General features: G+C 69.8%; 24 protein-coding genes and 1 tRNA gene. 8 read left to right on the forward strand and 17 right to left on the reverse strand.

Going from position 1 to position 19,793, the window contains the following annotated elements; genetic code table 11:
* Positions 1-9 precede the first annotated feature (9 nt).
* Together ACWCRD_RS36355 and ACWCRD_RS36360 are read right to left on the reverse strand one after the other, a co-directional pair.
* Positions 10-2,571, reverse strand: coding sequence for an MFS transporter (locus ACWCRD_RS36355; protein ID WP_450969986.1), 2,562 nt, complete (start codon positions 2,569-2,571; stop codon positions 10-12).
* 13 nt (positions 2,572-2,584) lie between these two features.
* Positions 2,585-3,085, reverse strand: a complete 501-nt coding sequence (locus tag ACWCRD_RS36360; protein ID WP_450969987.1) for a MarR family winged helix-turn-helix transcriptional regulator — start codon at positions 3,083-3,085, stop codon at positions 2,585-2,587.
* A 195-nt stretch (positions 3,086-3,280) separates the two neighbouring features.
* On the opposite strand from ACWCRD_RS36360, the gene ACWCRD_RS36365 reads away from it, so the two are divergent.
* A complete protein-coding gene (locus tag ACWCRD_RS36365; RefSeq protein ID WP_450969988.1) occupies positions 3,281-3,481 on the forward strand; it encodes a hypothetical protein in 201 nt (66 codons plus the stop codon).
* A 9-nt stretch (positions 3,482-3,490) separates the two neighbouring features.
* Here the strand turns inward: ACWCRD_RS36365 and ACWCRD_RS36370 are convergent, their stop codons facing one another.
* From ACWCRD_RS36370 to ACWCRD_RS36410, 9 genes are all read right to left on the reverse strand, one after another.
* A complete protein-coding gene (locus ACWCRD_RS36370) occupies positions 3,491-4,195 on the reverse strand; it encodes a hypothetical protein (protein WP_450969989.1) in 705 nt (234 codons plus the stop codon).
* 39 nt (positions 4,196-4,234) lie between these two features.
* Positions 4,235-5,158, reverse strand: coding sequence for an RNA polymerase sigma factor SigF (locus ACWCRD_RS36375; RefSeq protein ID WP_389073117.1), 924 nt, complete (start codon positions 5,156-5,158; stop codon positions 4,235-4,237).
* A 304-nt stretch (positions 5,159-5,462) separates the two neighbouring features.
* Positions 5,463-6,302 carry an RNA polymerase sigma factor SigF gene (locus tag ACWCRD_RS36380; protein WP_450969990.1) on the reverse strand — a complete coding sequence of 280 codons (840 nt, stop codon included), beginning with the start codon at positions 6,300-6,302 and terminating at the stop codon, positions 5,463-5,465.
* Between the two features lie 180 nt (positions 6,303-6,482).
* Positions 6,483-6,776, reverse strand: coding sequence for a Dabb family protein (locus ACWCRD_RS36385; RefSeq protein WP_450969991.1), 294 nt, complete (start codon positions 6,774-6,776; stop codon positions 6,483-6,485).
* A gap of 19 nt (positions 6,777-6,795) precedes the next feature.
* Positions 6,796-6,972: a hypothetical protein gene (locus ACWCRD_RS36390; protein ID WP_181922395.1), complete on the reverse strand. Its 177-nt coding sequence runs from the start codon at positions 6,970-6,972 to the stop codon at positions 6,796-6,798.
* Between the two features lie 83 nt (positions 6,973-7,055).
* Positions 7,056-7,140, reverse strand: a tRNA-Ser gene (locus ACWCRD_RS36395).
* A gap of 74 nt (positions 7,141-7,214) precedes the next feature.
* Positions 7,215-7,640, reverse strand: coding sequence for a tRNA adenosine(34) deaminase TadA (gene tadA / locus ACWCRD_RS36400; protein ID WP_099934251.1), 426 nt, complete (start codon positions 7,638-7,640; stop codon positions 7,215-7,217).
* Between the two features lie 59 nt (positions 7,641-7,699).
* Positions 7,700-8,233 carry a tRNA adenosine deaminase-associated protein gene (locus tag ACWCRD_RS36405; RefSeq protein WP_450969992.1) on the reverse strand — a complete coding sequence of 178 codons (534 nt, stop codon included), beginning with the start codon at positions 8,231-8,233 and terminating at the stop codon, positions 7,700-7,702.
* 242 nt (positions 8,234-8,475) lie between these two features.
* Complete coding sequence (locus ACWCRD_RS36410; RefSeq protein ID WP_030938598.1) at positions 8,476-8,670, reverse strand: hypothetical protein; 195 nt, start codon at positions 8,668-8,670, stop codon at positions 8,476-8,478.
* Positions 8,671-8,765: 95 nt separating this feature from the next.
* Here ACWCRD_RS36410 and upp point away from each other — a divergent pair, with 95 nt between their 5' ends.
* Entirely contained in the window at positions 8,766-9,401 is a 636-nt protein-coding gene (gene upp / locus ACWCRD_RS36415) for a uracil phosphoribosyltransferase (protein ID WP_030938597.1), read from the forward strand.
* A gap of 118 nt (positions 9,402-9,519) precedes the next feature.
* On the opposite strand, the gene ACWCRD_RS36420 is transcribed toward upp, so the two are convergent.
* The 6 genes from ACWCRD_RS36420 to ACWCRD_RS36445 form a co-directional block, all read right to left on the reverse strand.
* Entirely contained in the window at positions 9,520-10,158 is a 639-nt protein-coding gene (locus ACWCRD_RS36420; RefSeq protein ID WP_450969993.1) for a LytR C-terminal domain-containing protein, read from the reverse strand.
* Positions 10,159-10,268: 110 nt separating this feature from the next.
* On the reverse strand, positions 10,269-10,565 hold the full coding sequence (locus tag ACWCRD_RS36425) for a type II toxin-antitoxin system VapB family antitoxin (protein WP_003999914.1): 297 nt from the start codon (positions 10,563-10,565) through the stop codon (positions 10,269-10,271).
* Positions 10,566-10,746: 181 nt separating this feature from the next.
* Positions 10,747-10,869: a hypothetical protein gene (locus ACWCRD_RS36430; protein WP_450969994.1), complete on the reverse strand. Its 123-nt coding sequence runs from the start codon at positions 10,867-10,869 to the stop codon at positions 10,747-10,749.
* Between the two features lie 57 nt (positions 10,870-10,926).
* Positions 10,927-11,241, reverse strand: coding sequence for a hypothetical protein (locus tag ACWCRD_RS36435; protein WP_450969995.1), 315 nt, complete (start codon positions 11,239-11,241; stop codon positions 10,927-10,929).
* An 80-nt stretch (positions 11,242-11,321) separates the two neighbouring features.
* On the reverse strand, positions 11,322-11,987 hold the full coding sequence (locus tag ACWCRD_RS36440; protein WP_450969996.1) for an HdeD family acid-resistance protein: 666 nt from the start codon (positions 11,985-11,987) through the stop codon (positions 11,322-11,324).
* A 60-nt stretch (positions 11,988-12,047) separates the two neighbouring features.
* A complete protein-coding gene (locus ACWCRD_RS36445; RefSeq protein ID WP_450969997.1) occupies positions 12,048-12,641 on the reverse strand; it encodes an HhH-GPD-type base excision DNA repair protein in 594 nt (197 codons plus the stop codon).
* Positions 12,642-12,997: 356 nt separating this feature from the next.
* Here ACWCRD_RS36445 and ACWCRD_RS36450 point away from each other — a divergent pair, with 356 nt between their 5' ends.
* The 6 genes from ACWCRD_RS36450 to ACWCRD_RS36475 all read left to right on the forward strand — a co-directional run bounded on the left by ACWCRD_RS36450 (position 12,998) and on the right by ACWCRD_RS36475 (position 19,772).
* Positions 12,998-13,471 (forward strand): cupin domain-containing protein, encoded by a 474-nt coding sequence (locus ACWCRD_RS36450; protein ID WP_450969998.1) that lies wholly within the window; start codon positions 12,998-13,000, stop codon positions 13,469-13,471.
* Positions 13,468-14,229, forward strand: coding sequence for an SDR family NAD(P)-dependent oxidoreductase (locus ACWCRD_RS36455; RefSeq protein WP_450969999.1), 762 nt, complete (start codon positions 13,468-13,470; stop codon positions 14,227-14,229). The genes ACWCRD_RS36450 and ACWCRD_RS36455 overlap by 4 nt, the downstream gene beginning before the upstream one ends.
* A gap of 383 nt (positions 14,230-14,612) precedes the next feature.
* Positions 14,613-16,349: a copper resistance CopC/CopD family protein gene (locus ACWCRD_RS36460; RefSeq protein ID WP_450970093.1), complete on the forward strand. Its 1,737-nt coding sequence runs from the start codon at positions 14,613-14,615 to the stop codon at positions 16,347-16,349.
* A 251-nt stretch (positions 16,350-16,600) separates the two neighbouring features.
* Positions 16,601-17,914 (forward strand): ABC transporter substrate-binding protein, encoded by a 1,314-nt coding sequence (locus ACWCRD_RS36465; RefSeq protein WP_450970000.1) that lies wholly within the window; start codon positions 16,601-16,603, stop codon positions 17,912-17,914.
* Positions 17,911-18,894 carry a carbohydrate ABC transporter permease gene (locus ACWCRD_RS36470; RefSeq protein WP_450970001.1) on the forward strand — a complete coding sequence of 328 codons (984 nt, stop codon included), beginning with the start codon at positions 17,911-17,913 and terminating at the stop codon, positions 18,892-18,894. Before ACWCRD_RS36465 ends, ACWCRD_RS36470 begins: the two co-directional genes overlap by 4 nt.
* Positions 18,891-19,772, forward strand: coding sequence for a carbohydrate ABC transporter permease (locus ACWCRD_RS36475; RefSeq protein ID WP_450970002.1), 882 nt, complete (start codon positions 18,891-18,893; stop codon positions 19,770-19,772). The genes ACWCRD_RS36470 and ACWCRD_RS36475 overlap by 4 nt, the downstream gene beginning before the upstream one ends.
* The last annotated feature ends 21 nt before the right edge of the window (positions 19,773-19,793 follow it).

The following is a 19,793-nucleotide window of genomic DNA, read 5'->3' on the forward strand; positions in this document are numbered from 1 at the left end:
AGTACCGAACTACTCGCCCGGATGGGCCAGTTCGATGTCGTGGTCGTCGACTCCGCGGCCGTTCACCGTCAGGGCGGTCGCGACCGGCGGGTAGCCCGTGGCGATGACCGTGTAGTCGCCGCCGTTCAGGTCGGTGAAGGCGTAGGCCCCGTCCGTGCCGGTGGTGGCCGTTCCGACCACGTTGCCCGCCGCGTCGACCAGGGTGACCCGGGCGTCGGCCAGCGGACCGTGCGGGGCGCGGACCACGCCCTGGAGCTGGGCGCCCGAGTCGAGGTCGATCTCGATACGGGTGACTCCGGTGCCGCCCACCTCCACGGGCAGGGCGCGCGGCCGGTATCCGGCGGCGTTCACCGCGACGGTCACCGTCCCGGGCACCAGCTCGGCGAGGGAGAACTCGCCCTGCTCACCGGTGGCGGCGGTGGCCAGCAGCTCCCCGCGGACATCGGTCACGATGACCATCGCGTCCTTGACGGGCAGCGTGGTCTCGGCGGCCCGCACCACACCGCTCAGCCCGCTGGTGCCGCTGAGCAGGATGTCGTACGAGACAGGCTCACCGTTCACCACGACCGTGGACGCCTGCGGCTGGAAACCGTCGGCGGCGGCGATCAGGACGTAACTGCCCACGCTCGGCGCCTCGACGGCGTAGGAGCCGTCGGCCTGCGCGACCGACCGGCCCAGCTGCCGGCCCGCCAGCGAGATCAGCGTGACGGCGGCCTGCGGCACGGGCGCGCCCTCGTTGCCGCGGACGAATCCGCGCACCGGGATCCCGCCGGAACCGGCGGACTCCTCGGGCCGGGCGAGGGTGGCCACGGCGGCCAGCCGCTGCGTGCCGTCGGCGGCGACCTCGGTGTCGGAGACGGCCCAGCTCGGGACCTTCTCGGCGACCGGAGCCGCAGCCGCGATTGGAGCCGCAACCGCGGCCGGGGCCTCGACGGCGGCCGGAGCGGCCCCCGGCTCGGCGGGCGTCCCGTCCGCGGCAGCGGCCTGCGCCAGCGCGCCCTTGGTCTTCAGCGGGACCTCCTTGATGAACAGGGCGATCAGGAACGCGACGGCCGCGAGGGCGCCGGCGATCAGGAAGACATCGGCGATGCCGTGGCCGTAGGAGCTCTCCATGAGGGTGCGCAGCGGCGCCGGGAGCTTGCTCAGGTCCGGGATGCTGTCGGTGGAGGAGCTGGAACCGGCCAGCGCGGCGCGGTACTGCGGGTCGAGGGCGGCGATGCCGTCCTTGACGTAGTGCGTGATCCGGTGGGACATCACCGCGCCCAGCGCGGACACGCCGACCGCACCGCCGAGCGAGCGGAAGAAGGTGACCGTGGAGCTGGCGGAGCCGAGGTCGCTCGGGTCGACCTGGTTCTGGGTGCACAGCACCAGGTTCTGCATCATCATGCCGATGCCGAGGCCCAGCAGCGCCATGAAGATCGACATCTTCCAGTACGCCGTGTCGTAGCGGATGGTGCCGAGCAGACCGAGGCCCGCCGTCACCAGCACGCCACCGCTGACCAGCCAGGCCTTCCAGCGGCCGGTGCGGGTGATGAACTGACCGGAGACGGTGGAGGAGATGAACAGCCCGCCGATCATCGGGATGGTCATGACGCCCGACATCGTCGGGGACTTGTCGCGGGCCAGCTGGAAGTACTGGCTGAAGAAGACCGTGCCGGTGAACATCGCGACACCGACGAACAGCGAGGCCAGCGACGCGAGCGTGATGGTGCGGTTGCGGAACAGGCGCAGCGGGATGATCGGCTCGCTCGCCTTCGACTCGACGAGCACGAAGACCAGACCGAGGACGATCGAACCGCCGACCATCGCGTACGTCTGCCAGGAGATCCAGTCGTACTTGTCACCGGCGAAGGTGACCCAGACCAGCAGCAGCGAGACGGCCGCGGCGATGAAGAACGCGCCGGCCCAGTCGACCTTCACGTCCCGCTTCACGACCGGCAGGTGCAGCGTCTTCTGCAGCACGATCAGCGCGAGGACGGCGAAGGGGACACCGACGTAGAAGCACCAGCGCCAGCCGAGCCAGCTGGTGTCGGTGATGACGCCGCCGAGCAGCGGGCCGCCGACGGTGGCGACGGCGAAGGTCGCGCCGAGGTAGCCGGAGTAACGGCCGCGCTCGCGCGGGGAGATCATCGCGGCCATGACGATCTGGGCGAGGGCGGACAGACCGCCGACGCCGATGCCCTGGACGACACGGCAGGCGATCAGCATGCCGGCGTTCTGGGACAGACCCGCGGCCGCGGACCCCAGGACGTAGATGACCAGGGCTATCTGGACGAGCGCCTTCTTGCTGTACAGGTCGGCGAGCTTGCCCCACAGGGGAGTGGCCGCGGTCATCGACAGCAGGGCGGCGGTGACGACCCAGGTGTAGGCGGACTGGCCGCCGCCGAGGTCGCTGATGATGTGCGGCAGGGCGTTGGTGACGATCGTGGACGACAGGATCGCCACGAACATGCCGAGCAGCAGACCGGAGATGGCCTCCATGATCTGCCGGTGCGTCATCGGGGCGTACTCGGCGGAGCCTCCCCCGTGCTTGGCATGAGCCCGCACACCGGCTGGTGTGGTCGTTGCCATGGGCTTCCTTCTCTTAAGTGCTTGCGGGTGTACGGGTGGTCGGTTCGAGTGCGAATGCGGGGGGCGGGAGCCGGGGCGGCAGCGCGCGGCAGTCGTCGAAGCTGGCCCGCAGGCGCTCCATGAGCCTGCTGAGCTGGGCGACCTCCTCGTCGCTCCAGTCGGCGAGCCGCTCGGCCAGCAGCTGGGTGGTCCGCTCAGACAGCGCCTCCAGCTGGGCCAGGCCCGTGGGTGTGAGGTGCAGGATCCGGGACCGCTTGTCCGCCGGGTCGGGGGACCGGTCGATCCAGCCGCGCTCGGCGAGGTGGGCTACATGGCGGCTGGTGACCGACATGTCCACGGCCAGCAGCTCGGCGAGCCTGCTCATCCGCATGTCGCCGTGGCGTCCGAGCAGGATCAGCACCGCGGCGCTGCCGCTGGAGCAGTGGGACGGCATGATCCGCCCCAGCTCCCGCTTCACCGCGCCGAAGGCGCTGAACTGCCTCAGCAGCTCCTCGTACTGCGCCCGCTCGGCCATCACACCTCCCGCATTCGTTGCTTGGGGCAACCATAGAAGTGGTTGGTTGCTGCAGGCAAACAAAATGGCCCGGATGCCGTACAAAAACTTGGCAAAGACAAGTATTGTGAGTGTAAACGTGCAGGTGGGGGCGGTTGCGGCAGTGAACAGCCCCCCACTTGGGCCACAACCGGTGATTCGCTAGGGTCTCGGGCTATGGCTAACCCCCAGGGCCCCCAGGGCAACCACGACCCCGCAGGCAGCACCCAGATGTTCCGCGCGTTCGTCGACGAGGGCCCGCAGGGCCGCCGTCAGCAGCAGGCGCCCGCTCCGGCCGGACCGCGCATCGGCCTGATCGTCGGCATCGTCGTGGCCGTGGCGGTCGTGGCGGCCGTCGCCTGGCTGGCACTCATGTAGGGCCTGCCGCTACTTCCACCGGACGGTGACGTCCCGCGTCTCGATGTGCATGCCCAGCGGCACGCGCCAGGCGTCGACGCACACCGTCCAGGTCTTCCCCTTCCGCGCTCCGGCACCGATCGGCACCGGAAGCCCGGCGGTCGACTCGACCGCCCCCCAGTCGATGCCGAGCGCCCCGATGATGTGCGTCCCGAAGGTCACGCTGCCGGAACGCACCGGGTTGCCACCGGAGTTGGCGAAGTCCAGCGTGACGTCCTCGCACCAGCGCTCGCCTGTGGCTTTCCGGGCCGGGTCGCTCCAGGTGAGAACGGCCGGCCCAGCGGGTGCCGTGCGGCTGGGAGTTGTCGTCGGCGACGGCGAATCCGTCGTCGTACGACCGGACTTGGCGCTGTCGCCCGACGGGCTGCCGTCTCCTGTGCGCGCTGCTGCCGGGGCGCTGGGAGAAGTCCCGCTCCCCGGACCGGTGTTGCCCTCGGCCGCAGGGGCGGCCCCGCCGTCCCTGCGCGGTCCGTCCAGCGGTGCGAACGTCACCCCGCCCGTCGGTGTCACGGCCGTACCGGACGCCTGAGGCGCACCGCCCACCGCACCGGTGGCGACGTAACCCTCGGCCCCGCCGCCCCCACACGCGGCCAGCGCGGCGCCCAGGCAGACGACGGCCGCCGACGCGCCGATCACGGCGCCTCGACGGCCAGGTGTCCATGTCGTCCGAAGCATCGCGCCAGTGTGGCTGACACTCCGTCAGGAAGGAAGGGCTCAGTCGGAGATGAGCCCTTCCCGCAGCTGCGCCAGCGTCCGGGTCAGCAGCCGGGAGACGTGCATCTGGGAGATGCCGACCTCCTCGCCGATCTGCGACTGGGTCATGTTGGCGAAGAAGCGGAGCATGATGATCTGCCGCTCCCGGGGCGGGAGCTTGGCCAGCAGCGGCTTGAGGGACTCGCGGTACTCGACGCCCTCCAGGGCGGTGTCCTCGTAGCCGAGCCGGTCCGCGAGGGAGCCCTCGCCGCCGTCGTCCTCGGGTGCCGGGGAGTCGAGTGAGGAGGCGGTGTACGCGTTGCCGACCGCGAGGCCGTCGACCACGTCCTCCTCGGAGACGCCGAGCACGGCGGCGAGTTCCGGGACGGTCGGGGAGCGGTCCAGCTTCTGGGAGAGCTCGTCGCTGGCCTTGGTGAGGGCCAGGCGCAGCTCCTGCAGCCGGCGCGGGACCCGCACCGACCACGAGGTGTCGCGGAAGAACCGCTTGATCTCACCGACGACCGTCGGCATCGCGAAGGTCGGGAACTCCACGCCCCGCTCGCAGTCGAAGCGGTCGATCGCCTTGATCAGGCCGATGGTGCCGACCTGGACGATGTCCTCCATCGGCTCGTTGCGCGAGCGGAAGCGGGCCGCCGCGTAGCGCACCAGCGGGAGGTTGAGTTCGATGAGGGTGTCCCGGACGTACGCGCGCTCGGGGCTGGTCTCGTCGAGTGCGGCGAGCCGCAGGAAAAGGGAGCGGGACAGGGTGCGGGTGTCGATGGCATCCGAGGCCGGGGGGGCCGGGATGTCAGCGGCCGTAAGGGCCGGGGCCGGTGCGGTGTCGACGGCTGCCATCTCGTCGATGGAGCCGGGCACGGCGTCGGCGGGCGCGGACGCGCTCTTCGTGAGCGTGAGCACCTTCGAGCTGCCCTGGTCTGCGGACATGCCACCCCCTCTGGGTCGCGGGACGGTCGTGGCGGAGCCTCCCCTGGCGAGGAGTTCAGCCTTCACCTGAATACCGGAGCCGAAGCCGCGGCAAACGCGCTTGGGGAAGAATGTCACATGTCGGCAACACGCTGTAGTGACATGTCGACATGCGAGACGCGAATCGGCCCTGGAAAAAGGGGGTCTGATGCTTTTTCAGCGCAGAACTGTCGGGAACGGCCCTGGTGAGCGATTCGCTCGTGCCGGTTACGCCTCGATCGTGTTTGCGATCTGCGGTGTTCCGGAGTGTGCGCCCGTGCGCCTCTTATGCCTCGATCCGATTAGCGGATCGCAGTCGCTGGAAGCTACGCGCGAGTAGCCGTGAGACATGCATCTGGGAGACGCCGAGTTCCGCACTGATCTGCGACTGGGTGAGGTTGCTGTAGTACCGCAGAAGAAGGATTCTCTGTTCCCGTTCCGGGAGTTGTACGAGGAGATGGCGGACGAGGTCGCGGTGCTCGACGCCGTCCAGGGCCGGGTCCTCGTAGCCGAGCCGGTCCAGCAGCCCCGGCAGCCCGTCGCCCTCCTGGGCGGCCTCCAGGGAGGTCGCGTGGTACGAGCGGCCGGCCTCGATGCAGGAGAGCACCTCATCCTCGGTGATGCGCAGCCGTTCGGCGATCTCGGCGGTCGTCGGGGTGCGCCCGAAGGCGGTCGTCAGGTCCTCGGTCGCGCTGTTGACCTGTACCCACAGCTCGTGCAGTCGGCGCGGGACGTGGACCGTGCGGACGTTGTCCCGGAAGTAGCGCTTGATCTCGCCGACGACGGTCGGCATCGCGAAGGTCGGGAACTGCACGCCCCGGTCCGGGTCGAAGCGGTCGATCGCGTTGATGAGCCCGATGGTGCCGACCTGGATCACGTCCTCCATCGGTTCGTTGCGGGAGCGGAAGCGGGCAGCCGCGTAGCGCACGAGCGGGAGGTTGGCCTCGATGAGCGCCGATCGCACCCGGTTGTGCTCCGGCGTGCCGGGCCCGAGCCCCTTGAGCTCGCCGAAGAGCACCTGGGTGAGAGCCCGGGTGTCGGCACCGCGGCTGCGCGGCGGTGCGGGCTCCGTGGGGGCTTCGGGGGCCTCCAGGGGCGGTGCTTGAGGCGCAGTACTGGCCGGCACGGTCAACTCCACCTCACAATCGATCAACGGATTCGGCAAAAGCGGTCATAGCATCACAAGAGATGTGCACTGTGTGCAAGCACCGCATAACGCCGTGTTGAGGGCAAGTTGGGATCAAATGGGTCTCAATACGCATAAAGGCCCTGCGCCTTCCCGGCGCAGGGCCCAGCGGGGTCCGGCTCAGTACTCGTAGTCGGCGATCACCCAGGTGGAGAACTCCTTCCACAGCGTCACTCCCGCCTGGTGCTCCGGGTGCTCGACATAGCGGCGCAGCGCGGCCGCGTCGTCGAAGCCGGAGTTGATGGCGAAGTCGTACGCGATGGGGCGGTCGCTGATGTTCCAGCCCAGCTCCCAGTAGCGGATCTCGGGGATCTTCCCGTCCAGCGACCGGAAGGCGTCGACGCCCTCCAGGACGCGCGGGTCGTCGCGCTCGACGCCCTCGTCGAGCTTGAACAGGACGAGATGGCGGATCATGTGCGCTCCTAGCTGCGGCCTAGTGGGCGCCGTTGGCGAGCCAGGTGAAGAAGTCTCCTATGGCCTTGGCGGCGTCCGATATGCCCTCGAACCCTATCTGGACGTAACTGGCCGCCTTGGCCGGGTCCGTGATGATGACGTACAGCGCGAAGACCACGAGCACATAGACGGCGATCTTCTTGGCATTCACCGCCATTGCGGCCTCCCCAGTCACTGTTGCCCCACGACCGCACATGATCGCACGAAGGGCCCCGTCTCTCGACGGGGCCCTTCCCAAAGCGGTAGCGGAGGGATTTGAACCCTCGGTGACTTGCGCCACACTCGCTTTCGAGGCGAGCTCCTTCGGCCGCTCGGACACGCTACCGAGGGAGACCTTACAGCACGCCGGGCAGTGCTCTGAAATCGGTATTCGGCGGTCGGTGTGCAGGGGGCCGGCCGTCAGCGGGAGCGGAAGAATTCGGTGAGGATCCGGGCGCAGTCCTCGGCGAGTACGCCCTCGATCACCTCGGGGCGGTGGTTGAGCCTGCGGTCGCGTACGACGTCCCAGAGGGAGCCGGCCGCGCCGGCCTTCTCGTCGCGGGCGCCGTAGACCACCCGGTCCACGCGGGACTGCACGAGCGCGCCCGCGCACATCGTGCAGGGCTCCAGCGTGACGACGAGAGTGCAGCCGGACAGCCGCCACTCCCCGAGGTCGGCCGCGGCCCGGCGGATCGCGAGGATCTCGGCGTGCGCCGTCGGATCGCCGGTGGCCTCGCGTTCGTTGTGTCCGGCGCCGAGCACGGTCGTACCGTCCGAGGCCAGTACGACGGCGCCCACGGGCACGTCGGCGCCGGCCCGCCCGGCCTCGTCCAGGGCGAGCCGCATCGCGGCCCGCCAGCGGTCGCGTACCGGGTCGGGGGTGCCTCCTTGGGTCGCTGCAGCGGTCAGCGGACGGTCTCCAGGACCTCCGAGGCGCCCAGGGCCTCGGCGATCGTGTTCAGGGCGTCCTCATCGAGGGTGCGCAGCTCCTTGGCGCTGACACCGAGGTCGTCGAGGATCTCGGCGTCGCCGACGGGGCTGTGCGGCACGGACTCGGCGGACGGCGTGTCCTCGTCGCCGTCGTCCTCGTCCGCGTCCTCACCGTCCTCTGTGCCGTCGAGGTCGAGAGAGTCCAGGTCGGCGTCGTCGTCGCCGGGCTCCCTTCCGAGCAGTTCGTCGGTGAGCAGGATCTCGCCGTAGCTGCTGCGGGCAGCGGCGGCGGCGTCCGAGACGTAGATACGAGGGTCGTCCTCGCCGTCGACGCGGACGACGCCGAACCAGGTTTCTTCCTGCTCGATCAGGATGAGCACCGTGTCGTCCTCGGTCGAGGCCTCCCGGGCGAGATCGGCGAGATCCGACAGGGTTTCCACATCGTCGAGCTCTGTGTCGCTCGCTTCCCACCCGTCTTCGGTGCGCGCGAGCAGTGCGGCGAAGTACACCGTGACTCTCCCACTGGTCTTAGGCGTGCCGGTTGGAGGTCCCCCCGGCGGGGCTCAGGGCGGGGAGAGCTGTGCTCCGAGCCCCACCCACTCGGAATCGTGGCAGAAACAAGGCGTTCAGGGGACGTCTTCGGCACCCTGTGTCTGCCGTCTTCGATCGGCCACGAGCGGGATCGTACGCGGCGATCGGCTTGTGCACGCAACGGGTTGCCCTCAGGCGCGTCCCGAGTCGGACCCCCGAGCTACCAGCGGAAGGTGCGCATGCGCATGGCGTGGCGCAGCCGTGCGGTCTTGGCCCGTCTGGGCTGCACACGGTCCCGCAGCTCACGGGCTTCGGCGAGGTCGCGCAGGAACTGGGCCCTGCGGCGCCGGCGCTCGGCGTCGGTCTCGGCCGACGGCGAGTCCTGACGGGTTTCACGCTCAGGCAGGTCAGGCATAGGCACACCACCCCCCGGTACGTCCTCCCACTTTCCCTCTGTTGGGCGGTTTGATGCCAGCGCAGCCCTCACTGAGGCGCGGTTACTGTTAGGGCATGCGTCTCCACGTCGTCGACCACCCCCTGGTCGCCCACAAGCTCACCACGCTGCGCGACCAGCGCACCGACTCCGCGACCTTCCGCCGTCTCGCCGACGAGCTGGTCACCCTGCTCGCCTACGAGGCCACGCGCGACGTGCGCACCGAACAGGTCGACATCACGACGCCGGTCTCCTCGACCACCGGCGTCAAGCTCGCCCGCCCGCGCCCCCTGGTGGTGCCGATCCTGCGGGCCGGGCTCGGCATGCTCGACGGCATGGTCCGGCTGCTGCCGACGGCCGAGGTGGGCTTCCTCGGCATGATCCGCAACGAGGAGACGCTGCAGGCGTCGACCTACGCCTCGCGTATGCCCGAGGACCTCTCCGGGCGTCAGGTGTACGTCCTGGACCCGATGCTGGCCACCGGCGGCACCTTGGTCGCGGCGATCCAGGAGCTGATCAAGCGCGGGGCCGATGATGTGACCGCCGTGGTGCTGCTTGCGGCCCCCGAGGGGGTCGAGCTCATGGAGCGGGAGTTGGCGGGTACGCCGGTGACGGTGGTGACGGCCGCTGTTGATGAGCGGCTCAATGAGCACGGGTACATCGTGCCGGGGCTCGGGGACGCGGGGGATCGCCTCTACGGCGCTGCTGAATAGGGCTTCGCCTTTTCGCCGTAGGGGTGCGGATGTCTGGCGACTGCTGGTTCGTTGTGGCTGGTCGCGCCCACGCGGCGGAGCCGCAAATCGACACAGCCCCGCGCCCCTGAGGCGCGTTTTAGCAGCGCTTCGTTGAAGATGTTGGCGTCGGCTGCGGGTTCGCCAGTGCCGCCAGTGCCTTGTCGGCGTCCGCCTTGCTCGTGAGGTCCTTGAAGGCCGTGCCGAGGATCAGGTCGACGGCGGTGCCCTTGCGGGTGTCGGCCCGCTTCTCGGCGCCGGCGAGCTGCGTGGCGAGCACCGGCAGCGAGCTGTTCAGGGCGGACGGGGCGCCGAGCAGTATGCCGGTGCCCTTGACCTTCTTGTCGAACTCCTTGGACGCGTTGCCCACATCGCCGATCTTGAAGCCGCGCAGCTTCAACTCGTCCGCCGTGTTCTTGGCCAGACCGCTGCGGTCCGTGGCGTTGTAGACGTTGACGGTGATCGTGCCGGGCTTGGGCACGGCGGCCTTCTTGGTGTCGGCCGACGGGCTCGCCTTGGTCGCGCAGTCCGCCTTGGGGCCGGCCGCCGAGGCCTTCTCGCCGCCGCCGGTGAAGAGGTCGATGAGCTGCAGAGTGCCCCAGCCGACCAGGCCGAGCGCGGCGACGGAGGCCACCAGGGCGACTCCGAGCCTGCCGCGCCGGCGCCTGCGCATCCGCGGGTATTTGTCCCCCGTGATCCGGTACTTACCACCCATGCCCGGCGGAGTCAGCATGCTCATGAGCGCAGCGTAGTGCGCCCGGGCGGCGATGCCTACTAGATGATCATTCGAGGCCGCACAGGTGAACCCGAAAGGGCCAAGCCGTCACCGGCAGGCCTTCGGGCTGTGCGTCAGTCGAGTTCGAGCACGCGCGCGTGCAGCACCTGGCGCTGCTGCAGCGCGGCCCGCACCGCGCGGTGGAGGCCGTCCTCGAGATACAGGTCGCCCTGCCACTTGACGACGTGTGCGAACAGGTCGCCGTAGAAGGTCGAGTCCTCGGCCAGGAGGGTCTCCAGGTCGAGCTGTCCCTTGGTGGTGACGAGCTGATCGAGGCGGACCGGGCGCGGCGCGACGTCCGCCCACTGCCGGGTGCTTTCCCGGCCGTGGTCGGGGTACGGCCGGCCGTTTCCGATGCGCTTGAAGATCACACGGAAAGCCTACCGGTCAAGACCTTCCGGGCGCAGCCATGGCGACGCAGTGCGGGGACCGAAAAGAAGTTACAAATCGGGGCAAAGGATCCGTTCGGGTGTTACGCACAGGCTGTGGGCGGCGAGCGTCGGCCCGGCGGAGGCGGTGGTTCAGGGAGAACATCCGCCTCCGCCGGCGGATTCAGCGGTCCCGTTCCTTCGGGGGCTGCTCGGGTTCCGGCTTCTTCAGGTTCTGCTTCGGTGCGTTGCGTGCGGCTTCGGCGCGCAGCAGGGCGCGCAGGACCGCGTACGGGTCGATGGGCATGGCTGTGTTCCTTGGTTCCTTGCGTGGTGACTGACGTTTCCGGGGGGCCGGGGTCTGTCAGCAGCGCAGGACCACGGAGCGCAGGGCGTGCAGGGCGTGCGGCGGCCGGGGCGGCGCGGGAAGGGGGCGGTCCGCCGGGGTGTCGAGGGGCGGGGCCTGGAGCGGGGCGGGGCGCAGGGCCACGACGGTGCGGTGCAGGGCGTCGGCCGGTGGCCGCACGGCCGCGTCCAGGGCGTCGTACTCCACGATCTCCGTGGCGGAGGGCGGTGCCGCATGCACCTCCGCATGGGCGCCCGGGACCAGCAGGGCGAGCAGCAGGACGAGCGTCCGCAGCCAGGCATGGCCGCGGGAGAGGCTTCGTACGGTGCTCACGAGAGGTCATTTGCCCACGCTTTGGCCCGCCTTCGGTATGTCGGGGCCGAGAACCGCCCGTTCGGGGGACCCGGTACGGCCTAAAGGGTGCGCGGCAGTTGCTGGGCCCGGCCCCGGATACGGAGCGCGGTGACGATCTCGACCACGCCGACCGCGACCAGCCAGATGCCGCCGAGCAGGGTGAGCACGGCGACCGAATGCAAGGGCGAGTCGATCAGCACGATCCCGCCGAGGAAGGTGACGATCCCGAGGAAGATCTGCCAGCCGCGGGCCGGCATGGTGCTGTCGGAGGCGGCGGCCAGGGTCTGGGTGATCCCGCGGACGAGCCAGCCGATGCCGATCCACAGGGCCAGCAGCAGGATCGACCGCATCGGGCCGCGCAGACAGAACAGGCCCAGCAGGATCGACAGGGAACCGCTGATGAAGGCCAGGACGCGCAGGGCCGTCGTCCGGTGCGTGCCGAACGCGGCGACCAGCTGGAAGATGCCGCTGATCAGGAGGTAGACACCGAAGAGGACGCCGGCCGCGAGCAGGGAGGCGCCCGGCCAGACCAGGACCAGCAGGCCGAGGACCAGGGAGGCGACGCCGGTGAGCAGGACGACCTGCCAGGCGGCGCGGGAGAGGGCGTGCAGGGGGCCTTCGAAGGGGGGCTCCGGCTCATGCGGACCCTTCTCGCGTCCGGCGGCGTGGACCTTGCGGTCATCGTACTGCGGGCCCGCGGGGGAGGTGCTCGATGGCTCGGTCATGGTCCATGCTTGGACCGGCCGCGGGCGGCGCGCCACCTCTGGGAGCCGCTCGGCTGACGGCTATTTCCCGGCGGCCTTCGCGGCCTTCGCGGCCGCCTTCATCTCCTGCTTGTGCGCCCGGACCTTGGCCAGCGACTCGGGTCCCTCGATGTCGGCGACGGAACGGTGGCAGTTCGCCTCGCCGTATCCACCCGCGGCCTCCCGCCAGCCCTTGGGCCGTACGCCGAGCTGCTTGCCCAGCAGGGCCAGGAAGATCTGCGCCTTCTGCTTGCCGAAGCCGGGCAGCTCCTGGAGGCGCTTGAGCAGCTCGCGCCCGTCGGTCACGCCCTGCCAGACGAGCTCGGCGTTGCCGTCGTAGTGCTCGACGAGGTACTGGCACAGCTGCTGGACGCGCTTGGCCATGGAGCCCGGGTAGCGGTGCACGGCCGGCTTCTCGGACAGCAGCGCGGCGAAGGCGTCCGGGTCCATGACGGCGATCTCGTGCGCGTCCAGGTCGTCGGCGCCGAGCCGGTCCGCGATCGTGCGGGGCCCCTTGAACGCCCACTCCATCGGGACCTGCTGGTCCAGCAGCATCCCGACGAGGGCGGCGAGCGGGGAGCGTCCGAGGAGCTCGTCGGCCTTGGGGTCCTGGGCGAGGTGCAGGGTGACGTCCATGCCTCCGATCATGCCGCTTTCACGCCGCGCGTACGATTCCGGCGCGGAGGCGGGCGGCACCGCGCGCAGGGCATCGCGGTGTCCTTCCCCGGGCCCGAGGCCCCGCACTGGGACCGCCGCATGGACGCGAGCAGCACCGACGCGGCCGTCCGCGCGGCGCGGTCGTACGCCACCAGCGCATCGGCGTTGCCCTCGAACACCTGCCGCGCGCCGAGGAGTTGCGTCACCCATGGGGCCCACCGCCTCGCCCCTTCGGGATCCGGCCCGCTGCCGCGGCCTCACCCGCGACCAAGTGGCCAGGCTGCCCGGGAAGAAGGCCCAACTGGCCCTCCCGCGGCGGGCGGTAGCCTCCCCGAATGACTCCTGAGGACCTCGTCGCGTACTACGGACTGGAACCGATCCCGCGCGAGGGCGGCCTGTTCCGCCAGACGTGGGCGGGCCCCGAGCGCGCCGACGGACGGCCGGAGGGGACCGCGATCGTCGCCCTGCTGACGGCCGACGACCACTCGGCCCTGCACCGCCTGCCCACCGACGAGATCTGGCACTTCTACCTGGGCGATCCGCTGGAGCTGCTGCTCCTCGCCCCGGACGGGACGTCCAGGACGGTGCTGCTCGGACCGGACGTACTGGGCGGCCAGCAGCCCCAGACGACCGTGCCGGCCGGCACCTGGATGGGCGGGCGGGTCGCCGCGGGCGGGGCGTGGACGTTCTTCGGGTGCACGATGGCGCCCGGGTTCACCTACGAGGGCTACGAGCACGGCGATGCGGCCGAGCTCACGGCGCGGTATCCGGCCGAGGCGGACCGGATTGCGGAACTGTGCCGTCCATGAAGCTGCTGGAGGGACAGGCCGCCCTGGTCACGGGCGCGAGCGGGGGTATCGGCCGGGGCATCGCGCTGCGCTTCGCCGAGGAGGGCGCGGCGGTCGCCGTCCACTGTCGTACGGCGGTGGAGGCGGCGCGGGCGGTGGTCGCACGGATCGAGGAGCTGGGCCGGCGGGCCGTCGTACTGCAGGGCGACCTCACCGACGAGGACGCGTGCCGACGGGTGGTCGGCGAGGCGGCCGAGTGGGGCGGCGGGCTGACCGCGCTGGTCAACAACGCGGGTGTGCAGCCGACCCGGGCGCTGCCCGGGATGACGGCGGCCGAGTGGCGGGCGGTCGTGGACGCCAACCTGTCGAGCGTCTTCGCGTGCACGCAGGCCGCCGCGGAGGCCATGCGGGAGCGCGGCGCCGGAGGTTCCGTGACCCACATCGCCTCGATCGAGGCCCGCCGGCCGGCGCCACTGCACGCCCACTACGGCGCCGCCAAGGCCGCCGTCGTGATGCACGCGCGCTCGGCGGCCCTGGAGTACGGCGCGTACGGCATCCGCGTCAACACGGTCTCCCCCGGCCTCATCGACCGCGAGGGCCTGGCGGACGCCTGGCCGGAGGGCGTCCGGCGCTGGCGAACCGCGGCCCCGCTCGGCCGCCTCGGCCAACCGGAGGACGTGGGTGACGCCTGCGTGTTTCTGGCCTCCCGGCTGGCGTCCTGGGTGTCGGGACACGACCTGGTGGTCGACGGAGGGGTGTCGGCGCGGCCGACGTGGTGAGGTGGGGGCGGCTTGCGTGCGGTGCTGTGGGTCGCGGCGGCAGGGGCTTCGGCACCGATGAGCAGTGCCGCCGCCAGGTACGCGAGACAGCGGGTGATGTCGGAGAGACTGGCGGTCGGCGTGGTGAGGCGGGGGCGGCTTGGGGGGCGGTGCTGTGGGGAAGGCGGCGGGTCCCGAGGCGGAGGGGTGGCAGAGGGCGGCTGCCGCAAGCGTCCGTCCGGCGGTCCGGGTGCGGCGAGTGGTGCGTGTCGGCCGGCATGGTGAATGCTCCGCGGTTTGTGTCCGTACCTATCCGGGAGGCGGTCCGGGCCGGGACGGAGGGTGGCGTGGGGTGTGACGGTGAGCGCAGGGGGCGGCAGCGGCGTCGGGGGGTTCGAGGGCTGGTGCTGCTCGGTGCCGTGCTGGTCCTGCTCGTCCTCGGGGGTGCGGGGCCCGCGTCGGCGCACGCGGCCCTCAAGTCCACCGACCCCGAGGACGGAACCGTCCTCAGGTCGGCCCCCCGCTCCATCACCCTGACGTTCACCGAGTCCGTCGGTCTGCTGGACGACTCCTTCCGCGTCCTGGACCCCCACAACCGGCGTGTGGGCATCGGTGAGGCCCAGCACGCCGGGGGCCGCTCCGACACGGCGAGCGTGACCCTGCCGAAGAAGCTCGCCAAGGGCACCTATGTCGTGGCCTGGCGGGTCGTCTCGGCGGACAGCCACCCGGTGGGCGGCGCGTTCACCTTCTCCGTCGGCAAAGCCTCCGCGACGGTCGCCACCGTCAACACCGGACCGGTCGAGAACCCGGCGACCGCCAGTCTCTACAACATCGCCCGCTATCTGGCCTACCTGGCGGCGGCGCTGCTGATCGGCACGGCCGCCTTCGTCGCCCTGTGCCGCCCGACGGACCACGGCCCCTTGCAGAAACCCCTGGTCGTGGGCTGGTGGACGCTGCTGGGGAGCACCCTGGCGCTGCTGGTGCTGCGCGCCCCGTACGAGACCGGCACGGGCCCCGCGACCGCCCTCGACGCCGCCGCCTTCAGCCGCACCCTCACGGGCCGCCCGGGGCTCGCCCTGCTGGCCCGGCTCGCCCTGCTGCTGGTCGCCGCCGTGTTCGCCGTACGACTCCGCAAACGCGAGGCATGGCCGCGGCCGCCGCTCGCCGCCGGTGGTGCCCTCGGCGTGGCCCTCGCGCTCACCTGGGCCGCCTCCGAGCACGCCTCGGCGGGCATCCAGGTCCCCCTGGCGATGGCCTCCGCCGTGCTGCACCTGCTGGCCATGGCGGTCTGGCTGGGCGGCCTCACGGCGCTGCTGATCCTGCTCCACCGCACCGAACCCGCCCCGGCCGTCGTGGCCCGCTTCTCCCGGATCGCCTTCGCCTGCGTGACCGTCCTGGTCGTCACCGGCGTCTACCAGTCCTGGCGGGGCCTCGGCTCCTGGAGCGCGCTCACCGGGACGACGTACGGGCGCCTGCTGGTGGCCAAACTGGCCGCTGTGCTGCTCCTGGTGGCGGCGGCGGGGCTCTCGCGGCGCTGGACCGCGCGGCTGGTGACGGCGGACGCCGAGACGGCCGTACGGGAACGGGTCCCGGAGCCCGTGGGCGGGCCTCCCGCGACCGCCGCGGGGGAACCGGCCGCCCCGGCCGCCGGAGGCGCGAGCCGCCGCAATCTGCGCCGCAGCGTGCTCGCCGAGGTCACCGTCGGGGTCGTGGTGCTGGTGCTCACGACCGTGCTCAGCAGCACGCTGCCGGGTCGCGCGGCCGCCGAGGCGGCCAAGGCACCCGCGACGGCCGGCGGGCTGCCTGCCGCGTCGGTCACGACGATCCCGTTCGAGGTGGGCCGCGCGCGCGGCAAGGTGCAGATCACCCTCGACCCGGGCCGCGTCGGCGACAACACCGTGCAGGCGGTCGTCTTCGGGCCCGACGGCGGCATCGTCACCGTCCCTGAGCTGCGGCTCTCCCTCAGCCTCCCCGCGCAGAAGATCGGCCCGCTGGACGCCCGGCTGACCGATCTGGGCGGCTACTGGGGGACCAGTTCGGTCACCGTGCCCCTCGCTGGCACCTGGACCATGAAGGCCACGGTCCGCACGTCCGAGATCGACCAGGTCAGTGTGACGAAGTCGGTCCGGATCGTCGCCTAGCAGGCCCTGGCCGCGACGCGAATCCGGCATTTACTCTCATCTCCGGGCTGGTTCGTTCGATCACTCGCACCGAAACGATCACGAACATGTCGGTCACATTTCCACAAAGGTCCCCGGCGGCTCTTGACGCATGACCGGACATAGGACTGATATAAGCGCCACGATGTTCGGTCGAGTTGATTTATGGTCGGTTTCGACTTTTTTTCGACGTGGCGTAGTTGTGGCCGAACCCCTGCCTTCAGGAGCCGTACATGGACCTCTCACCCTCGGGTCTCTCTCTGCCCGCCCCCAGTCGTCGTGGTCTGCTGCGCGGTGTGGGGGGTGCCGCCCTGCTCGCGGGTGCGGGCATACCCCTGCTGTCCGCGTGTGGCAGCAGTGGGTCCTCGTCGGACCCGAAGACGGTCAGTCTCGGCTCGAACTCGTCCGACGCGGTGCCCAAGAAGGCGTTCGCGGAGATCTATGCGGCCTTCACGAAGAAGTCGGGCATCAAGGTCGACGTGAACACGAAGGACCACAACACCTTCCAGGAGCAGATCAACTCCTACCTGCAGGCGACGCCGGACGACGTGTTCACCTGGTTCGCGGGCTACCGGATGCAGTTCTTCGCGGCGAAGAAGCTGGCGACGCCGATCGACGACGTGTGGCAGAAGATCGGCGGGAACTTCCCCGACGCGATGAAGCAGCTGTCCAAGGGTGAGGACGGCAAGTACTACTTCGTGCCGCTGTACACGTACCCGTGGGCGCTGTTCTACCGCAAGAGCGTCTTCAAGCAGCACGGCTACCAGGTGCCCACCACCTGGGACCAGCTGGTGGCCCTGTGCAAGCAGATGAAGAAGGACGGCCTGGTGCCGATCGCGTTCGGCGACAAGGACGCCTGGCCGGCGATGGGCACCTTCGACCAGATCAACTTCCGCCTCAACGGCTACGACTTCCACAAGTCGCTGATGGCGGGCAAGGAGGCGTGGACGGACCCGAAGGTCAAGGCGGTCTTCGACCACTGGTCCGAGCTGCTGCCCTTCCACCAGGACGGTTTCATGGGCCGCACCTGGCAGGACGCCGCGCAGACGCTGGTGTCGAAGAAGGCCGGCATGTACGTCCTCGGCTCGTTCGTGGCGCAGCAGTTCACCAACAAGGCCGACCTGGACGACCTGGACTTCTTCGCCTTCCCGGAGATCAACCCGCAGTTCGGGCAGGACACCGTGGAGGCGCCGACCGACGGCTTCATGGTCTCCAAGGCACCCAAGAACCATGACGGTGTCACCAAGCTGATGGAGTTCCTGGGCACGCCGGAGGCCGAGCAGATCTACCTCAAGGCCGACTCCAGTGTGGTGGCCGCCTCCAGCAAGGCCGACACCTCGTCGTACACGCCGCTGCAGAAGAAGGCGTACGACATGATCAGCAACGCCAAGTCGCTGACCCAGTTCATGGACCGTGACTCGCGGCCGGACTTCACCTCCACGGTGATGCAGCCGGGTCTGCAGAAGTTCCTCCAGAACCCCAAGGGCGTGGACAGTCTGCTGTCCTCGATCGAGCGCCAGAAGAAGACGATCTTCGCGTCCTCATGAGCTCCGAGACCTCCACGAAGACCCCGGAGGCGGCCGCCGTGCCGCCTCCGGGGCCCGCGCCTGTCCACAACAAGCGGGTGCCGCAGGGACACAAGCGCCTGCTGACCCGCCGTGACCGCGTCACGCTCGCCTTCATGGCCGGCGTGCCGACCGTCTTGCACGTGGCCCTGGTCTGGGTCACCGCCCTCGCCTCGATCTTCCTGGCCTTCACCAGCTGGGACGGGATCGGCTTCGACTCGATCAAGTGGGTGGGGCTGGACAACTTCCGTCAGTTGTTCACCGACAACCCGCAGTTCTGGCCCGCGGTCGAGCACAACATCATCTGGTTCGTCGTGCTCATCCTGATACCGACGCCGATGGGCCTGTTCCTGGCCGTGCAGCTGGACAAGAAGATCCGCTTCACCCGGATCTACCAGACCGCGTTCTTCCTGCCGGTCGTGGTCTCCCTCGCGGTGACCGGGTTCGTGTGGCAGCTGGTCTACAACCCCGACACCGGGCTGATCAACAGCCTGATCGGGGCGAACAAGCCGGGCCACTACATCGACTGGATCGGCAACCCGCACCTGAACCTGTGGGCGGTGCTGATCGCCGCGTCCTGGCGGCACACCGGCTACATGATGATCCTCTACCTGGCCGGCCTCAAGGGCGTCGACCCCTCCCTGCGCGAGGCGTCCTCGCTGGACGGGGCGAACGAGTGGCAGACGTTCAAGAACGTCATCTTCCCCACCCTGCGCCCCACCAACACCGTCGTCCTGGTCGTCACGATCATCGAGGCGCTGCGCGCCTTCGACCTGGTGTTTGTGTTCAACAAGGGCGCCCAGGGCACCGAACTGCTGTCGATCCTGATCACCAACAACATCATCGGCGAGTCCAGCCGGATCGGTTACGGCTCCGCGATCGCCGTCGTCCTGCTGGTGATCTCCCTCGCGGTCATCATCCCGTATCTGATCGCCACCTTCCGGAAGGAGCGGCGCGCATGAGCACCATCGCTTTGAAGAAGCGCACGCCGGTCCGCCCGGCCCGGATCCTGCTGCACACGTTCCTCATCGTCACCGCGCTCGCCTGGCTGGCCCCGCTGCTGTGGGCCGTCTTCGCGGCCCTGCGGCCGTACTCGGAGACCAGCAACCGCGGCTACGTGTCCTGGCCGCACAAGCTGAGCTTCGAGAACTTCACCAACGCGTTCCAGCAGTCGGACATGATGCACTACTTCGGCAACACGCTGATCATCGCGGTCCCGGCCGTGCTGATCACGCTGCTGCTGTCGTCGATGGTGGCGTTCTACGTCTCCCGGTTCGACTTCCGGCTGAACATCTTCCTGCTGCTGGTGTTCACCGCGGGCAACCTGCTGCCCCAGCAGGTCATCATCACCCCGCTGTACCGCATGTACCTGCTCATCGACCTGCCCGGCATCACCATGTCCGGCAAGCTCTACGACTCCGCCCTCGGCCTGGTGCTGATCCACGTGGCCTTCCAGTCCGGGTTCTGCGCCTTCGTGCTCTCCAACTACATGCGGATGCTGCCGCACGAGCTGACCGAGGCCGCCCTGGTCGACGGGGCGTCGGTGTGGCGGATGTACTGGCAGATCGTGCTGCCGCTGTGCAAGCCCGCCATGGCCGCGCTGGCCACACTGCTCTCGATCTGGATCTACAACGACTTCTTCTGGGCCATCGTGCTGATCTCCACCGGCGAGAACATGCCGATCACCTCCGCGCTGAACAACCTCTCCGGGCAGTACTTCACCGACCCCAACCTGGTCGCCGCGGGCGCCCTGCTCACCGCGATCCCCACCCTGATCGTGTACTTCGTACTGCAGCGCCAGTTCGTCAGCGGACTGACCCTGGGCGCCAACAAGGGCTGACGCCCTCCCTCTTGAAAGAGA

It is taken from the genome of Streptomyces sp. NPDC002092 (assembly GCF_053593775.1).

Coding starts and splice junctions, on each gene's coding strand:
- ACWCRD_RS36445 (WP_450969997.1), bottom strand. CDS start 12,641: ATGGACGTCACCCTGCACCTCGCCCAGGACCCCAAGGCCGACGAGCTC.
- upp (WP_030938597.1), top strand. CDS start 8,766: ATGCGTCTCCACGTCGTCGACCACCCCCTGGTCGCCCACAAGCTCACC.
- ACWCRD_RS36465 (WP_450970000.1), top strand. CDS start 16,601: ATGGACCTCTCACCCTCGGGTCTCTCTCTGCCCGCCCCCAGTCGTCGT.
- ACWCRD_RS36470 (WP_450970001.1), top strand. CDS start 17,911: ATGAGCTCCGAGACCTCCACGAAGACCCCGGAGGCGGCCGCCGTGCCG.
- ACWCRD_RS36375 (WP_389073117.1), bottom strand. CDS start 5,158: ATGTCCGCAGACCAGGGCAGCTCGAAGGTGCTCACGCTCACGAAGAGC.
- ACWCRD_RS36420 (WP_450969993.1), bottom strand. CDS start 10,158: ATGAGCATGCTGACTCCGCCGGGCATGGGTGGTAAGTACCGGATCACG.
- ACWCRD_RS36410 (WP_030938598.1), bottom strand. CDS start 8,670: ATGCCTGACCTGCCTGAGCGTGAAACCCGTCAGGACTCGCCGTCGGCC.
- ACWCRD_RS36355 (WP_450969986.1), bottom strand. CDS start 2,571: ATGGCAACGACCACACCAGCCGGTGTGCGGGCTCATGCCAAGCACGGG.
- ACWCRD_RS36370 (WP_450969989.1), bottom strand. CDS start 4,195: ATGCTTCGGACGACATGGACACCTGGCCGTCGAGGCGCCGTGATCGGC.
- ACWCRD_RS36365 (WP_450969988.1), top strand. CDS start 3,281: ATGGCTAACCCCCAGGGCCCCCAGGGCAACCACGACCCCGCAGGCAGC.
- ACWCRD_RS36430 (WP_450969994.1), bottom strand. CDS start 10,869: ATGCCCATCGACCCGTACGCGGTCCTGCGCGCCCTGCTGCGCGCCGAA.
- ACWCRD_RS36440 (WP_450969996.1), bottom strand. CDS start 11,987: ATGACCGAGCCATCGAGCACCTCCCCCGCGGGCCCGCAGTACGATGAC.
- ACWCRD_RS36450 (WP_450969998.1), top strand. CDS start 12,998: ATGACTCCTGAGGACCTCGTCGCGTACTACGGACTGGAACCGATCCCG.
- ACWCRD_RS36475 (WP_450970002.1), top strand. CDS start 18,891: ATGAGCACCATCGCTTTGAAGAAGCGCACGCCGGTCCGCCCGGCCCGG.
- tadA (WP_099934251.1), bottom strand. CDS start 7,640: ATGCGGCTCGCCCTGGACGAGGCCGGGCGGGCCGGCGCCGACGTGCCC.
- ACWCRD_RS36360 (WP_450969987.1), bottom strand. CDS start 3,085: ATGGCCGAGCGGGCGCAGTACGAGGAGCTGCTGAGGCAGTTCAGCGCC.
- ACWCRD_RS36455 (WP_450969999.1), top strand. CDS start 13,468: ATGAAGCTGCTGGAGGGACAGGCCGCCCTGGTCACGGGCGCGAGCGGG.
- ACWCRD_RS36385 (WP_450969991.1), bottom strand. CDS start 6,776: ATGATCCGCCATCTCGTCCTGTTCAAGCTCGACGAGGGCGTCGAGCGC.
- ACWCRD_RS36390 (WP_181922395.1), bottom strand. CDS start 6,972: ATGGCGGTGAATGCCAAGAAGATCGCCGTCTATGTGCTCGTGGTCTTC.